The sequence below is a fragment of the Oceanobacillus caeni genome, assembly GCF_019037185.1.
Taxonomy (GTDB): Bacteria; Bacillota; Bacilli; order Bacillales; family Amphibacillaceae; genus Oceanobacillus; species Oceanobacillus caeni.
Map to the genome: position 1 here is coordinate 82,274 of NZ_JAHHXM010000003.1, position 16,921 is coordinate 99,194.

A 16,921-nucleotide genomic window follows, 5' to 3' on the forward strand; every position below is an offset into this window, starting at 1 on the left:
CTAACCACGTCTACGCGCAAAAATCTTTATAGGAGTGCCTTCAAATCCAAATGCATCCCTAATTTTATTTTCCAAAAATCTTTTATATGAAAAGTGCATTAATTCAGGATCGTTTACAAATATAACAAAACTTGGCGGTTTAACAGCTACTTGAGTAGCATATAAAACTTTTAACCTTCTTCCTTTAACTGTCGGAGTAGGATTCATAGCTAATGCATCCATAATAACATCATTTAATACGTTTGTTGGAATACGTTTGGAATGGTTTTCACTTACTAATTGAATCATTGGCATTAACGTGTGCAATCGTTTTTTTGTTTTTGCAGATAAAAAGACGATTGGGGCATAATCCAAGAATTGAAAATGTGCCCTTATTTTTATTTCAAATTCTTTCATTGCCTTTTCATTAGATTCAATCGTATCCCATTTGTTTACGACAATTACAATTGCTCTGCCAGCTTCATGGGCATAACCAGCAATCTTTTTATCTTGCTCCCTTATTCCTGTCTCCGCGTCAATTAATACTAAAACGACATCTGAGCGATCTATCGCTTTCAAAGCTCTTAATACGCTATATTTTTCAGTGGATTCATATACTTTACCACGTTTTCTCATCCCAGCTGTATCCGTTATAACATAGTTTTGACCATCTCTTTGTAGATGTGTATCTATTGCATCCCTGGTCGTACCTTCTATATCACTAACGATCACTCGATTTTCATTTAAAATGGCATTAACAAGAGAAGATTTACCAACATTTGGCCTTCCAATTAAACTGAAGTAAATCGTATCTTCTTCTTTTTCATCCTCTTCCGTTTTAGGAAAATGACTAACAACTTCATCTAATAAATCTCCTAAACCTAACCCGTGAGCACCGGAAATCGGATATGGTTCTCCAAAACCAAGTGAATAATATTCATACACCGTTGCTCGCATTTCCGGATTATCCATTTTATTAACACCTAACACAATAGGTTTATTAGATTTAAACAGCATTTTTGCTACTTCTTCATCAGCAGCAGTTATCCCCTCTTTTCCATTCACTATAAAAATAATAACATCCGCTTCATCGATTGCTATTTCAGCCTGCTGTCGCATCTGTATCAGTAATGGTTCATCTCCAATTTCGATACCACCAGTATCAATTAAATTGAATTTTTGGTTTAGCCATTCTGCTTCAGAGTATATTCGATCCCTTGTAACTCCGGGCGTATCCTCTACGATAGAAATTCTTTCTCCAACCAGTCTATTAAAAATAGTTGATTTCCCAACGTTTGGTCTTCCTACTATTGCTACTACAGATTTCCTCATAAAAAGAGTTCCTTTCTCTTTTACATTCTTAAAACAAAAGGCTCTCGCTTGTTGCGAAGCCTTAATATATTCTAGCAAAAATAGAATTTATTAACAATTATAATATGGTAATATCGTTAATTAATGTTTAACAACAATATATAATTCATCACTTAATCCGTGAACGATACCATCTGTAATTGCTTCAATATTGGCCGCAACATTTTCTAACTCATCTTTCGTTTTACATATAAAAATGGGTGCCCCACCAGATACCTTAGATGGATCTAATGTAATGATAGCTAATATTGCTTTTTCAATCATCATTTGCAGGAACCTCCTTATTATGAGCTTTTGAATTAGAAGGCATTCTTATAGCATTTTCTAAAACAGGGACCTTTCCGATAATTTCGATGGCCTTATCAACATCTCTAACTTGAGGTAGTAGAAAGACACCCAATCTACCATCATCTAAATCCCGTTTAATGATTGGTGTAAGTGCTGGCGTTCCTGAATCACGAAATACACCTAAAGCAATGGACACATCATGTAAAATAGCTTGTCTTTGTCCTAAATTGGATATCGTAGTAATGGTGTTCATGTTTTTAGGGGTTAACACAAATCCCATGCCATATTTCATTATTTCTTCTTGTCTTTCCGGTAAACCAATATTCATAACATAAATATTATCTACATATAAGCCGGCCCCATCAAAATGCAGATCCTTATATTCAATATCTACAACTTCTTTTAAGACACTTCCACTCATTAAAATTTTGGCTAGAATGTAACATATGATAGCGGCTATTATAGCAATGATTAGATTTGTCAATATATATACAAAAGTCGCTATAAATGAGGTAATCATAACAAGATAATTTCTACTTTCAAAAGATATAGCAATTCCTTCAATATACGTCTTTCCTCTTGATACTAATTCAAATTCGTCTACCTCATTTAATGTATTTCTTTCCATGTTACGTACTTCTCTAAATTGTGTTGCCGCAACAGTTAAAATGGTAACCGCAGTATAGTCTTTTGATAGAAGAGCTGGTATAATTAATGATCCCAATGCCGCTGCGATAAATCCTAAAGATATATGAATCGTTTTACCATGAAGATAGGTTGGATATTGTCTATAATCTGTCCTTAGCATTATTATTCTTAGTAAAGTACCTATTAAAATCCCAAATAGTATAGGATAAGTAAATTCGCTCATTTTGCCACCTCTAACTTTGTTAATAATTTTGTAATGAGTGTTGTAACTTTAACTTTCCCTTTATGTAGTATGTCTAAAACAGACAATATTAAAAGGGTACATATTAAAGTATCTAAAAATGCCTTTTCTCCTACTACTTCCTGAAACCCGTAACTGGATAAAATAAAACTATAAATCATTTCTCCAGTAAGCATTCCGAATAGGCAAATACTTATCCGACCTACAAAGTTATGACAAAGTACATATACAAAACAACTAATGATAATAGAAATTAGAATTTCTCTAGGTAAAATAACCCAAATTGGTGAAATCTTTTCCCAAAGCAGTAATGCGGAATAACAGATGGTTATTGTAAATGCTGAAAGTAAATGGTAGAATGTTTTTGTTTGTTTGGACATTAATATAATACTTCCAATAAAAAGTGTAAAAATAGCTAACGAAAACATAAAAGGACCAATATGGAAATATAAAGAAGAACTTATAATCGTCAATAAAATCCAATAAGCTAAAATGGTACGTCTGGATGATTTTTTCATAAGAAATGTAACAATGATCCAAAGTAACCAACTAGCCCAAAAAAATAAAATACCTTCTTCCACTTTTTACCTTTCACCTCCTATTATTACGCATTATTACTGGATTACGTTAAATTTATACAATTTCAAAAATTGTTTTTCTGTCCCCCCTAAATAAAAATAATGAAAAAGGCTTTTTCCTAGTGGAAAAAGCCTTTTTCATTTACTTCTTATACTTATTCAGTTTATCGCCAATTAAATCACCGAGATGAATACCGAATTCTTCTTCTTCTTTTTCATATTGTTTGTACTCTTGTTCTGCTTGCTCCTGTTCAAGTTCTTTAATACTTAATGAAATACGTTTTTCACTTTCATTAATGTCAAGAACTTTTACGTTAACTTTTTGGCCAACTTCTAGAACCTCTTGGGGAGTACCAATGTGACGATTAGCAATTTGAGAAATATGAACCAGACCTTCTACACCTGGTAAAACTTCTACAAAAGCTCCGAAGTTTACAAGCCTTTTTACTGTTCCTTCTAAAGTGTCTCCACTTGAAATACGTTCTTCAATATTCGTCCATGGTCCAGGTAATGTATTTTTATGGGAAAGTGAAATACGTTCGTTATCACGGTCAATAGATAAAATTTCAACTTTAATTTTATCTCCTTCCGAAACAATGTCAGAAGCTTTTTCAACATGCTCATGAGCAAGCTGAGAAATGTGTACTAATCCATCAATACCGCCAAGATCAACAAAAACACCAAAGTTAGTGATTCTTTGAACCGTTCCTTCTACTACTTGTCCAGGTTCAAGGGATTGAAGTAATACAACCTTTTTCTCATTTTCTTCAGCTTCCACAACAGCTCGGTGAGATAAAATAATACGACTCTTTTCTTTATCTAAATCTACAATTTTTACTGTTAATTTTTTACCTTTATAATCCGTGAAATCGTCAACATAGAAAGTTTCTACAAGTGAAGCGGGAATAAATCCACGAACTCCTACATCTGCTACTAGGCCGCCTTTTACAACCTCTTTTACTTCTGTTTCGAATACTTCACCTTTTTCGTATTTCTCAACTAAATCATTCCAAGCAAGCTCTGAGTCTACAGCTCTTTTAGATAGGATTACCTCATCATCTTCCACTTTTTTAACTTTAAGTGTTAGCTCATCTCCTTCTTTAACAACATCATTAGTTGACTCTACATGAAGATTAGATAACTCACTTATTGGAAGGATGCCTTCAGTCTTGTAACCAATATCTACAAGAACTTGTTTCTCTTCTAATCTAACTACCTTACCTGTAATGGTGTCATCTACATGCAATTCTAGTAATTCTTTATTTTCTTCACCCATATCCATAACCTCCTATTGCAATTAGAAAACTTGGCAATTGCCTAAGTTGCATTAATGCAGGCGGGAAAAGATTTTTATACTCTCCCACCTATTAATAAATCTAATTAAAACCTTTTCTTTCTATATAACTTCTAATAATTGTAATTATTTGTCAAGTGAAGATACTTGATTTTCATGATTTTCTTTTAACTTTCTTATTTCATCCATAATCGCTTCTGCTACTTCTTTTGCAGATTTTTTATTTGTTCGATAATATTCCATATCCATAGGTTCTCCGTATATTACTGTTAATTTTTGAAACTTCTTATAAGGGCCGATAATTGCACATGGTATAACTTGTGCGTCAGATCTTAAAGCAAAGAAACCTACACCGGCTAATGGTTTGCCAATTTCTCCAGTCTTACTACGTGTACCCTCAGGAAATAATCCAACTGAATTGCCATCTTTTAATAATTCTAGACCTTTTCTTAACGCATTTCTATCAGCTAAACCACGTTTTACAGGAAATGCATTAATACCAGTTAACAATTTCCCAAACAAGAAATTCTCAAATAATTCTCCTTTTGCCATAAAATGAATTTTTCTTGGAGACGTGATTCCGACAACTGGGGGATCTAAATTCGATATATGGTTTGAGCAAATAATTACGGGGCCTGTTGATGGAATATTTTCTTTACCAATAATTTTAATACGGTATAAAGGAAATAAGATCATTGCCACTATTTTTTTAGCAATTGTATAAAGCATATATTCTCTCCCTTTACTAAACTAAACTTCTTTCAAATAGCTAGAAACTACATTTAATATTTCTTGTACAACTTCATCGATTGTTAAAGAAGTCGTATCAACTTCCACTGCATCATCTGCCTTAATTAAAGGAGATACTTCACGATTCATATCCATTTCATCGCGTTTTTTAATATCTTCTTTAAGTTCTTCCAAATCAGTAAAAATTCCACGACGTTTATTTTCTTCATACCTGCGCATTGCTCTTTCTTCTACGCTTGCAATTAAAAATATTTTTACTTCTGCATCTGGTAAGACGTGAGTACCTATATCTCTTCCATCCATCACTACACCACGATTTTCAGCAAGTTTCTGTTGTCTAAGAACCATTTGCTCGCGAACCGTGGGGATTTTAGCAATATAAGAAACATAATTTGTTACTTCTTGGTTGCGAATTTCTTCTGTTACATCCTCCCCATCAAGTAGAACGATTTGTCTATTTTCTTTTTGGTTTAATTCAATAATCGTATGTAATAAAAGTTCTTCTATTTTTGATTCATTTTTTAAATCTAATTGTTGTTTTAAAGCTTTTAAAGTTAATGCACGATACATGGCACCAGTATCAATATAGATATAGGATAGCTTTTCAGCAACTATTTTTGCCACTGTACTTTTCCCAGCAGCTGCGGGGCCATCTATTGCGACAGCAATTCTTTTTTCAATCATGTTATTTTTTATTCATTCCTCTCATTCCATCCTGGTAAATATTTGAAACTTATTCAGTGGTAGTTGAATTGACTTCCACCTTCCACTGATTGCAAGTTGAACTTGCAGTTTATGATTAACATTCCTAACTAGAATAATAACATACATTGAAAAAAATGGTCTATTTATTAAAAGATATTATTGCATTTCTTTTTTATCTGGAAATGGTACAACTAAAGCTGGTATTTTGGCTTCTTTTACTTCAGGGAGTATGTAAGAGGTATGTAAGAGCCTATCTTTATGTAGATATTAAAAAGGGAAAGGTTTTAAACCTATCCCTTAGTTAATCACGTCTTAACTGACTGTAAGCCCACTGAGTGGATTTCAATTTATAGCATAATTCATTTCACTTCCACCAAGTTTTTCAACTTTTTCTTCTTTTCCATCTAAAGCATTGATAAATATTCGATACGTATCATCACCGTTTACACCTAAAAATTCATAAGCTAAAACTTCTTCTCCCAAATCATTGTCGATAATAGCCAAAAATTCCTCTTGTATATTTACATTTGGATTCACCATTTCTTTTGCTTCTGTATTTGATATTTTCGGCTTAGGTATTTTTCTCTCTCTATGGTTTTTCATATAATTTTGTGAAGTTAATCCTAATATTTCACCATTATCTAATGCTACTTTAACTTCAATAGTATCAGAATAAACTCTTACACCGTCCTGACTATATAAGTAAGTAAATGATCCTATATTATCATATTGACTACTTTGAAATAAAACCATATCTTCAAAGCCTAATTGCTTCATATACTTTGTAGCATTTTCCATACCCTCATTTAAACTTATTTTCTTTTTATCAACTGGTCTATTTTTTAATAAGGTGATTGGATTACCGCCTTGTTTAGTAATGTCTACAAAACCACGTTGGTCTCCGTTAACATAAGTAGCCGTATATACCGGTACATCTGCTCCTTTTCCAGTTTCAGATAGGTTAATTTTCGATGGATCTTTAACTTTTAGAATATCCTTACTAATTTTTAACGCTTCATTCTCGCTTATTTTCTTACTTCCTTCTAAATATTTATACTCATGATCCTTTGTTGAAGTTCCCATAATAGACGGCTCCGCATTTGCCTCTGAAAATCCTTCAACTTTTTTTTCTACCGTTTTTAAGCCGTCTATTACGGTATTATCCCCTTTGTCTCCCTCGGTTGCTAACGCTACTTGGACGTCCATCCAACGTAAGTTTTCCTCTAATGCTATGTGCTGAACTTTTCTTAATTCCTGTTCTATTTCTGCAGATTGGTTATATAACTGTTTTAACTTTTCTGTTTCCTCATCTGTTAAGGGAGAATCATCTAAGTTTCTTACTGCTGTTTGATAAGTAAAGTCACCTACTTGTGATAGGAATTCCTCTGTTTTATTAAAAGGTAATAGCGCTAAAGGGAGTTGACCCACATCCGAGGAAGCTTCAGATGTTATTCTCCAAATGTCTACCATTTGTGGGGATAATCGCTTATCTGAATTCATCGCAAGTGCTGTACCAATCTGATCATGTAATAAATCAATATGGTAAGCGAGATTATGGAAGGCCCTCTGATAGTTATTTTCCGCTTGGATCAGAATAGCATTCTTCTCTTGGTGTTCCTGATAACCCCAAAAAGCTGTACCTAAAACAACTACGGCCAATAAGGCTATCAATATCCATCTTTTCATTAATATTCACCATCCTATTTACAGAATATATGTTTTCCAATTTGTTTAATTTGCGGTCTAGACCAAATCCAAGCTGATGTAGCTGTGTCAGGATTAAAATAATAAATAGCATTACCAGTTGGATCCCATCCATTAATAGCATCCAAAACTGCCTTCCTTGCTGTTTCATTAGGTGTAAGCCATATTTGACCATCTGCGACTGCAGTAAATGCTCTTGGTTCAAAAATAACGCCAGCTATTGTATTAGGGAAAGTTGGACTATCCAAGCGATTTAAAATAACGGAAGCCACCGCCACTTGTCCTTCATACGGTTCTCCCCTCGCTTCTCCATACACCGCATTCGCCATTAATTGAATATCATTTTGTGAAAATCCTTGGGGCACATTTACAGCAGTCACATTTGCCCCCCCACCTGTAGTTTGTCCTTGTTGATTATTACTCGGTGCTTGTTGCTTTGCCCCACCCTGATTATTGGATTTTGGTGGACTTGATTGTTTATTTTTGCCTGTACCACCATAATGAGTAAATTTATTTCCGCTCTCTATTTGTTGTTTGACATATGCCTTATCATATTCCGTAACCTGCGCCAGTTTATTTTTTGTTGTTTGTCCGGCTAGGCCATCTATTTTCATACCAAATTCATATTGGAAATTTCTTAATGCCCAGTATGTTCTCCAACCAAAGACCCCATCAATTTTGCCATTGTAAAACCCTATATATTGTAATCTTGCTTGTAATTCAATAACATCATCACCGACAGCCCCTTGTTGTATAACCTGTGAACTAAACGCGTGTACTGTTTTTGATTCATTCGATGCTTCAACTACTACAAACAAGGTGCATATAACTATAAATAATAGACTTGTTCGCTTATAAATCATTGCTTTGCCTCCTGATACGAAGTTTTGTACAACTATTTTTTGATAAACCCTCTATTTTATACACCAATAGTAAATTCTCTAATTATGATGACTTCCTAAACAACAAAAAGAACCTGATGTATAAAAACATCAGGCTCCTTTTGTTGTTTTTTATAGAAATGTTACTTGATTTGCTACTTTGATGCGGTGTAAAGCAATTAACCAAAGAATAATCATAAACGGAATAAGATAATAAGTCCAATGGCTTGATATACCAATTAAGATGTAATTGTATACACCGTGCAGTAAAAAAGGAAATAGAAATGCAAAAATACGGTTCCAATTAGTATGACAATCTATTACTTTTGCCTTACCAAAATAGTAACCCATTATCACGCCAAAAAGAGCATGTGATGACACAGGGAAGAAGGCTCTCAAAAAGGCATATTCTATCCCATTCGTTAGCAAATAAAGAATATTCTCTAATGAAGCAAAACCCAAACTGATAGCCACTGCATATACAATCCCATCATAATGGTCGTCGAATTCTTCATGATGATAAATCATATATATAAATAAGAACCATTTGGAAAATTCCTCTAATAATGCAACAAAGAAAAAAGACTGTATAAAGTGACTATTTGTCAAATTTTCCGCATTTAATGCATATTGAATAAACATAATCGGAAAAACTAATAATGCCCCAGAAATAAACATTTTAATAATTAGTGAAATTGGTTCAGTAAACCGATCTTTTAAATATATAAATGACATTATCGCAAAGGCTGGAGCTAGACCAGCCGATAATAACCCAACCATTTATCTAAACCTCTTTTCGATTCACTACTATTATCCTACCATGAGGCTTCTTTTAAGGAAATACTAAATATAAAAATCGTTCGAAGTAATCATTTGTGATCCCAGCACCAATAAAAAATAGCAGGAAAAAATTCCTGCTATTTTTTATTAATGATGGATTCAGCAATACCTTGTCCATGAAAGCGTCCATTTTCAATAAATATTTCATTGTTGTTAAAACCACTTGCTACAACTCCCGCAATATATACCCCTGGCACATTTGTTTCATAGGTTATTTCATTATAATCTGGTTTTCCAGTATTCTTGTCTACATGCACTCCTATATTTTCTAGAAAAGAAACATTAGGTTGGTAACCTGTCATAGCGAAAACAAAATCATTTTTAATGGTATGCTCTTGACCATTCACAGAATAGGAAACTGCATCATTTGTTATTTCCGTTACTTGAGAGTTAAATACCATCTTAACATGTCCATTACGTACCAATGAGTCAAATTCAGGTAAAATCCATGGTTTTACACTTGTTGAATATTCACTTCCTCGATAGATCACCGTTACCCTTGCACCAGCTTTATGTAACTCTAACGTGGCATCAACGGCAGAGTTTTTGCCACCAATTACAACTATATCTTTATCAAAATAAGGATGTGCTTCTTTAAAATAATGCATTACTTTAGGGAGATTCTCCCCAGGAACATGCATATAATTAGGTTGATCATAATACCCAGTAGCAACCACTACATGATTGGCTTTATAAATTCTTTCTTCTCCATCCATTGTCTCCGTTTCAACTACAAACGAATGATTTCCATTTCGTGTGATTTTCTGGACATTTTCAAATGAATGAATTCTCAAGTTTTTTCTTAGCGCAACTTCTCTATAGTATGCTAGAGCTTGATTTCTAACTGGTTTTTTATTCTCTGTAATAAATGGGACGCCACCAATTTCTAACTTTTCACTTGAACTAAAGAAAGTTTGGTGAGTTGGAAATTGATAAATTGTATTTACAATATTTTCTTTTTCGATAATAAGTGGATTCATACCCGCATTTTGTAATTCAATCGCACATGACATACCACAGGGTCCTCCACCTACTATAATGACCTCCTCGTGATGCAATTACTTCACTTCCTTTGTAAAAATTAAAAAACTCTTACCCTATTATATATGATAAGAGTTTTTTCGTCTTTATTCTTGGATTATACCCAGCCTCTAAATCTAGATGCTTCAGCCATTTTTCTAACACCGACCATATACGCTGATAAACGCATATCTACTCTTCTTGTTTTAGCTGTATTATAAATCGTATTGAATGATTTTATCATAATTTCATTAAGTTTTTGATCAATTTCTTGTTCGGACCAATAATAGCCTTGGTTATTTTGAACCCATTCAAAATAAGATACGGTGACACCGCCGGCCGATGCTAGCACATCAGGCACGAGTAAAATTCCTCTGTCCGTTAAAATCTTTGTCGCTTCCATTGTTGTTGGTCCATTTGCTGCTTCTACAACAATACTTGCTTTAATATTATTAGCATTTTCTTTTGTAATTTGATTTTCAACTGCTGCAGGTACTAGAATATCACATTCTTGCTCTAATAATTCTTTGTTTGTAATCGTATTATTAAATAACTTTGTAACTGTACCAAAACTATCTCGTCTATCAAGCAAATAATCGATATCTAGACCTTTTGGATCATAAAGCGCCCCATAGGCATCTGATATACCAACAACTTTTGCCCCGGAGTCATGTAGAAACTTAGAAAGATAACTACCTGCATTACCAAAACCCTGAACAATTACTCTAGCGTCTTTAACATTTAACCCTTTTTTATTAGCTGCTTCCTTAAGAACGATTGTGACTCCTTTTGCAGTTGCCGTCTCTCTTCCGTGAGATCCACCCAAAACAATAGGTTTTCCAGTTATGAATCCAGGGCTATTAAACTCATCAATACGACTATATTCATCCATCATCCACGCCATAATTTGTGAGTTCGTAAATACATCCGGAGCAGGAATATCCTTCGTAGGTCCGACAATTTGACTAACCGCTCGTACATATCCACGACTAAGTCCTTCTAATTCGCGGAAAGACATTTCTCTTGGATCACAAACAATTCCACCTTTAGCCCCACCATATGGAAGATCAACAATTCCAGCTTTTAAACTCATCCATATAGCAAGTGCCTTAATTTCATTTTCCGTTACTTTTGGATGAAACCTTATTCCACCTTTTGTTGGTCCTACAGCATCATTATGTTGAGCCCGATAACCAGTAAAAACTTTGACATTTCCATCATCCATCCTAACTGGTATTCGAACAGTCATCATCCTTAATGGCTCTTTGAGTAGCGAATAAACTTCCTCCGGGTAACCTAATTTTTCTAATGCAGTTTTGATCACCGTACGTGTAGACGATAAAACATCCATGTTTTCTTGATTTGAATTAGAGTCTGCTGGTTGTTCGGCTACCATGCATTTACCTCCTACATTATGCACCATAGTAATTTGCAAACATTCTATTTAATGACTAGTATACACGTTCACCATAAATATGCAATTAAAGAAGTTGTTCAAAAAGTCCGGTAAAAATAACATGCCACTAAAAGGAGGAAGCGTGCTTTTAGTCTGCCTTCCTTTAAAGAAGTTCGTTAGCGATGGCGGGACTTCTACTAAGGGACGCCCACGTCTATGGGCAACGTAGAAGTCCTTTTCATCCTCCTTTTTGAACATACAATTAAAGTAAAATTATATGGATAACTTAACAAATTGCTCAACCATATCTTCATACGATATACCGACCGCTTTTGCCGAATCAGGGAAAAGACTTGTTGGAGTCATTCCAGGTAATGTATTTACCTCTAAAATAACTGGTACATTCTTTTCGGATAAAATAAAGTCAACTCTTGAATATGTTTCACAACCTAGTGCTTGATGAGCCCTGACAGCAAATGCTTGAATTTGCTTCGTTAATTGTTCATCTATTTTTGCAGGTACAATATGTTCACTGCCACCATGTGCATACTTCGATTCATAATCATAATAAGAATTTTTAGGAATAATTTCAATAATAGGAAGTGCTTTTTCATTACCTGGGGAACCCATCACGGGAACTGTTAATTCTTTTCCTTTAATGAAATCTTCTACTAAAATGGTATTATCACTATTAAATGCCTTATTAACAGCATCATAAATTTCCTTTTCATCATTGATGATGGATAATCCTAAGGTTGAACCTTCTTGATTTGGTTTTATTACAAATGGTATCTGAAAGGTCTCCTTGATATTAGTAACTATACTATCCGTACCTTGTTTATCTAATAACGTATATGTTTCACTTTTTGCAACTGGAATTTGGTTCATATCGAAAATCTGTTTAGCTTTTGCTTTATCCATCGCTAGAGCCGAAGCTAAGACTCCTGAACCAACGTATGGAATTTTTAACATTTCTAATAAACTTTGAATTCTACCGTCTTCTCCAAGTTTCCCATGTAAACCTATAAAGACTAAGTCAACTTTTAATTGAATGATTTCCTCCAGATGTTCCGGGTCAAAATCAATTCCAATTACTTCATGACCTTTTGCTTTTAATGCATTGATAATCCCTTTCCCGGATGAGAGAGAAACTTCCCTTTCCCCAGAAATCCCGCCGTAAAGAACAGCAATTTTCATACTACGCACTCCTCTAACTACACGCTTTCAAACTATTATTAATAAAATACATCTAAAATTTGTTGAACAGCATTATTTTTATATATTTTTTTACCGTATTCATTTAATCTATAGGAAGTTACAATACTTGGAGCTGCATACTCAGATAATATTGCAATGATATCTTCCCTTGTCTCCAATGATACATCATCTTCCGTAAAGAGCATATAATAACGATCGTTCATATAATAAACCTGGCCACCAGTAATAGATTTAAAGGATAAATAAGAAGCTGATCGTATTATATCTTCAAATTCGGAAAAGGAAAATATAATTTCATTACTTTCATCTAAAGTAACCTTCATTTCAATATAATCATCATCCCAATCCATCTCTTCTATTTCCTGTGTTACGATAACATGCATACCTTGAGCTTGCATTAAATGAACTTGTACAAGCAGCATTCCTTCTAATTCAAATCCAATCTCTGAACTAGCCTCGTACATTACATCACTGAATAAACTTCGGACACTTGATGCATCTTTCCATAAATCTTTTGTCGTAAAACCTCGTTCCACTAGATCATCGAAATGTAGGAATATAGAAAATTGATCATCAGACAAACGTTCCACCCGCATACCAGTATCCTCCTTTTTTAGGCAGATAAGAAAGTATAAAAATCCAATCTTTCCATTCTGCATAGGTGCAACTAAGGCCATTCACCAGCCTAATAGCAATACCAAGTTTTCTAATAAATCCATTATTTACATTATTATATGCATATTGATTTATAATTGAACTTTTTCCAAGTAAGATTTCTTTCTCATTTTAGAGCTCCTTCCGATTCCAGGCAATAAAGAAGACTTCCATCAGTGGGGATTTACTACCCTTTCACCAAATCTTAGATGGACTAATCTGCCAGCTAGTTAACCTATGATAAAATAATACACAGCAACTATAATGGTCGCAAATATAATGACAGTAATAAACCTAATAAATGGCTTATCAAATTTAAAATGGGTTCTACCTTTATTCGTATGTATTTCCTTTCTAGGCGGTAAATTTAATACATCTATTTTCGCTTTTTGAGGGTCTTCTTCTTTTGATTCTTTTTCATTTTCTATACCATCTAGTAAATTTCTAAGCTCTGATGCTTGATCTTCTTTTATTTTCACACTCATGTACACTACACCTCACCATTAAAGCGATTCATAATGAAAATTGGTTAACTTTTTCCGCTATATATCTAGTAACAGAAGTTTTTTTAGTTTATTCTCCCAGTTTAACCCCAAATTACTTTCGATTTCCTGTTGTTCTGGGGTCCATTCTGACCATGTAAATCCGCAGTTACTGCAACATTGAAACTCGGCTCCACTATGTGTCGGTTGAAAACCTTGATATAAAGTATCTCTTAAACACCTATCTTCGTGAATCCATTTTATGATTTCAGTAAGTTTACTTATCTTTAGTTTAACACGGCTGTTTATAACATGGAATATAGATTGATAAATGTCTTCCCAAGTTTTATTATAATCCATAATTTTGTTGTCATGGATCAAATGATGCTTCTCTAACTGATATCGCAAAAATCTCCATTGAGTTTCGTTAAGGTTGAAAAGGTTTTGGATTTGTACATCATCTTTTGGTAAATCCATATCTTGTAAAGTTAGATCACGCAAATATCCGAATACATTGGATAAATCTTTTGCATCGGGTAATTCACTTTTTATCAAATGATTAGGTAGTAACATATCACTTTTAGAAAAAAGTAATAAGCTAACACTTGATTTTCCATCCCGCCCGGCTCTTCCAACTTCCTGAATAAATGATTCGAGTTGCAACGGTATATGGTAATGAATGATTAGTCTAATATTACCTTTATTTATTCCCATGCCAAAAGCACTTGTACAACAAACGATATCTAATTGATTATTCATAAATTGTTGCTGGATCATAACTCGATCCATTGGTTCCATCCCGGCATGGTAAAAGCCAACCCGCCTGCCTTGTAACTTCTCAGAAAGGAATCTTGTAAAACTTTCTGCTGTTAATCTACTTGAAAAATATATTAACGTAGGTATATTATACTTTTTTAATAGTTGGATAATCATGTCATTTTTTTCTTGATCATTTTCCACTTCTTCTATACAAAAAGCAATATTGGGCTTGTCCATAGGATATATATGTTTTATCATTTCCGGCTTATTCAAAGAAGTCATAATATCCGCTTGAACCTCAGGTGTGGCTGTACCACTTAATGCTAACGTGGGTGGGTTTCCTAATTTTTCAATAATGGAATTTAACTTTAAATAATCAGGTCTAAATTCATACCCCCACTGTGAAATGCAATGGGCTTCATCAATCACAAAGAGAGAAACTTTTACACGTTGTAATAAATGGATTATAAAATCTTGACTTAGAAGTTCTGGTGAAATAAAAAGAAGTTTATAGGTATGGATATTTCTATAAATTTCTCTTCTTTCTTCAAAATTCATGAAACTATTGATTGCAATTACTTTTTTGAAATGATTTGCTTTCATTTCTTTTACCTGATCCATCATTAAAGAAATTAAAGGAGAAACAACAATCGTTAATCCGTCCATCATGATGGCTGGAAGCTGATAACATATCGATTTTCCTGAACCAGTAGGTAAAATTCCTAGCACATCATTCCCGTTAAGAACATCTTGGATAATTTCCTTTTGTCCAGTTCGAAAAGTAGAAAAGCGGAAATGTTTTTGTAATTCTCGTTCCAATTCTAGTTCCAATTAATTTCCTCCTTGTCTATTATGTTTGTTCTGTATAGCCAAAACTAACCGGATTTGAAAATAGTTAATATGATCATCAACTAATTTTTTAATATCTTTTAAGCGATGAGAATTCGCTTTTTTTAATGCAGAGAGGATTTCATTTTGTTCATTTTTATTTACATATCGATCAATTGAAAACTGATGATCATACAAAGCAATCTCTACTAAATGATCTTGGATTGTATTTAGTTTTAAATGTCTTACATTTGCAATTTGCTCGATGGTTAAACCTTTTAAAAAATATTTATATGTTTCACTAGCCGAATTCGTAATTTGGGATAAAGATGATTTCTTATCAACCATAGTTGAGAGAATTGGGAATTTCGTAGAATCGACTTCCAAATCACCTAATATACGATGAATAATACTAATAAGGATTAGGTGTATATCATCCACCGTCATGTTATATTCCTTTGACAATTGAAATAAACTCATCCCATAAGACTGATAACCTGTCAGTCGATCAACAAAAATATTCGCTTCCTTTTCCAAAAGTTGGGATAAACAAAGTTTTAATTCACTGTATATCTTGTATAATATCACTGATTCAGAACCTTTCACCCGTCTGTATGCATGTTTTACCCATAATTCTATTTCCGGATTATTCACGACCGGAATAAAGGAGTAGAAATTCATCTTACTATTCGTTAAGGTTTGGATGAGCAACAATAGTCGTCCCATAAAAATATCTGCTTTATCAAAATATAATAATCCTTTAAAAGACAAGGGAAAGGCTTGATTGTTTTTCCATTCTAAACCTTTATGAGAAATATGATATAATGCTTCCTGTTCGTCTACCATTTCTAATAAATCATCTTTCACTAATTCATGAATTTTCTTATCATAATACCCTTTTGAAATACTTTTATAGACGCCATAATATGAACCTAATGAATATAAATGCGCATCCTGTACTGTTTGAATCGATCTTTTTCCTTTTAATAAGTGATATATACTAGAAGAGCTACGTTCGGCTTTGATGTTTTGAAAACAATGTAGTATTATCTGCTCAAATATCAACCTGAGAAACTCCTTTCCCTTAATATGTTCATAAAGAAGACTTCTATCAGGGGGCCTTCCCCCGCTGATAGTTAGTCGCACTTATCGCACCTTTATGGGCAGTTAATCTCCCACCTATCTTCTTTGTTTCTCCAGTGGCTTAAGGTGGGATAAAAAGTATGATTGAATAATATGTTATTTAATTTTACAATAAAATTAGTTGGTTTGGCTTTTTAGGAGG

17 protein-coding genes are annotated in these 16,921 nt (G+C 33.7%); all 17 read right to left on the reverse strand.

The features are described 5' to 3' along the window. On the reverse strand, positions 1 to 1,311 hold the full coding sequence (der, locus tag KM885_RS02945; RefSeq protein WP_047185008.1) for a ribosome biogenesis GTPase Der: 1,311 nt from the start codon (positions 1,309 to 1,311) through the stop codon (positions 1 to 3). 120 nt (positions 1,312 to 1,431) lie between these two features. Beyond that, the gene (locus KM885_RS02950; protein WP_047185007.1) at positions 1,432 to 1,617 is read right to left on the reverse strand and encodes a capping complex subunit for YIEGIA; all 186 of its coding nucleotides are present in this window, start codon (positions 1,615 to 1,617) and stop codon (positions 1,432 to 1,434) included. Continuing rightward, positions 1,607 to 2,509 carry a YIEGIA family protein gene (locus KM885_RS02955; RefSeq protein ID WP_047185006.1) on the reverse strand — a complete coding sequence of 301 codons (903 nt, stop codon included), beginning with the start codon at positions 2,507 to 2,509 and terminating at the stop codon, positions 1,607 to 1,609. The genes KM885_RS02950 and KM885_RS02955 overlap by 11 nt, the downstream gene beginning before the upstream one ends. Beyond that, positions 2,506 to 3,108 (reverse strand): YphA family membrane protein, encoded by a 603-nt coding sequence (locus tag KM885_RS02960; protein WP_216883504.1) that lies wholly within the window; start codon positions 3,106 to 3,108, stop codon positions 2,506 to 2,508. The genes KM885_RS02955 and KM885_RS02960 overlap by 4 nt, the downstream gene beginning before the upstream one ends. A 139-nt stretch (positions 3,109 to 3,247) precedes the next feature. Further along, the gene (gene rpsA, locus KM885_RS02965) at positions 3,248 to 4,381 is read right to left on the reverse strand and encodes a 30S ribosomal protein S1 (RefSeq protein WP_047185004.1); all 1,134 of its coding nucleotides are present in this window, start codon (positions 4,379 to 4,381) and stop codon (positions 3,248 to 3,250) included. A 144-nt stretch (positions 4,382 to 4,525) separates the two neighbouring features. Beyond that, positions 4,526 to 5,128 (reverse strand): lysophospholipid acyltransferase family protein, encoded by a 603-nt coding sequence (locus KM885_RS02970; protein WP_047185003.1) that lies wholly within the window; start codon positions 5,126 to 5,128, stop codon positions 4,526 to 4,528. Between the two features lie 21 nt (positions 5,129 to 5,149). Continuing rightward, complete coding sequence (gene cmk / locus KM885_RS02975) at positions 5,150 to 5,830, reverse strand: (d)CMP kinase (protein ID WP_047185120.1); 681 nt, start codon at positions 5,828 to 5,830, stop codon at positions 5,150 to 5,152. A 366-nt stretch (positions 5,831 to 6,196) separates the two neighbouring features. Then, entirely contained in the window at positions 6,197 to 7,540 is a 1,344-nt protein-coding gene (ypeB, locus tag KM885_RS02980; RefSeq protein WP_047185002.1) for a germination protein YpeB, read from the reverse strand. A 14-nt stretch (positions 7,541 to 7,554) separates the two neighbouring features. Beyond that, positions 7,555 to 8,421, reverse strand: a complete 867-nt coding sequence (gene sleB, locus KM885_RS02985; RefSeq protein ID WP_047185001.1) for a spore cortex-lytic enzyme — start codon at positions 8,419 to 8,421, stop codon at positions 7,555 to 7,557. A 150-nt stretch (positions 8,422 to 8,571) separates the two neighbouring features. Beyond that, a complete protein-coding gene (gene prsW, locus KM885_RS02990) occupies positions 8,572 to 9,219 on the reverse strand; it encodes a glutamic-type intramembrane protease PrsW (protein WP_047185000.1) in 648 nt (215 codons plus the stop codon). A 137-nt stretch (positions 9,220 to 9,356) separates the two neighbouring features. Next, positions 9,357 to 10,337 carry a YpdA family putative bacillithiol disulfide reductase gene (locus KM885_RS02995; RefSeq protein ID WP_084824059.1) on the reverse strand — a complete coding sequence of 327 codons (981 nt, stop codon included), beginning with the start codon at positions 10,335 to 10,337 and terminating at the stop codon, positions 9,357 to 9,359. A gap of 80 nt (positions 10,338 to 10,417) precedes the next feature. Further along, complete coding sequence (locus tag KM885_RS03000; protein ID WP_047184998.1) at positions 10,418 to 11,695, reverse strand: Glu/Leu/Phe/Val family dehydrogenase; 1,278 nt, start codon at positions 11,693 to 11,695, stop codon at positions 10,418 to 10,420. A 273-nt stretch (positions 11,696 to 11,968) separates the two neighbouring features. After that, positions 11,969 to 12,892, reverse strand: a complete 924-nt coding sequence (locus KM885_RS03005; RefSeq protein ID WP_047184997.1) for a D-alanine--D-alanine ligase — start codon at positions 12,890 to 12,892, stop codon at positions 11,969 to 11,971. A gap of 38 nt (positions 12,893 to 12,930) precedes the next feature. After that, positions 12,931 to 13,509, reverse strand: a complete 579-nt coding sequence (locus KM885_RS03010) for a genetic competence negative regulator (RefSeq protein WP_047184996.1) — start codon at positions 13,507 to 13,509, stop codon at positions 12,931 to 12,933. A gap of 288 nt (positions 13,510 to 13,797) precedes the next feature. Then, a complete protein-coding gene (locus tag KM885_RS03015) occupies positions 13,798 to 14,052 on the reverse strand; it encodes a hypothetical protein (protein WP_047184995.1) in 255 nt (84 codons plus the stop codon). 57 nt (positions 14,053 to 14,109) lie between these two features. After that, the gene (locus KM885_RS03020; protein ID WP_047184994.1) at positions 14,110 to 15,639 is read right to left on the reverse strand and encodes a RecQ family ATP-dependent DNA helicase; all 1,530 of its coding nucleotides are present in this window, start codon (positions 15,637 to 15,639) and stop codon (positions 14,110 to 14,112) included. Then, positions 15,640 to 16,701 (reverse strand): YpbB family protein, encoded by a 1,062-nt coding sequence (locus tag KM885_RS03025; protein WP_047184993.1) that lies wholly within the window; start codon positions 16,699 to 16,701, stop codon positions 15,640 to 15,642. Positions 16,702 to 16,921: the final 220 nt, after the last annotated feature.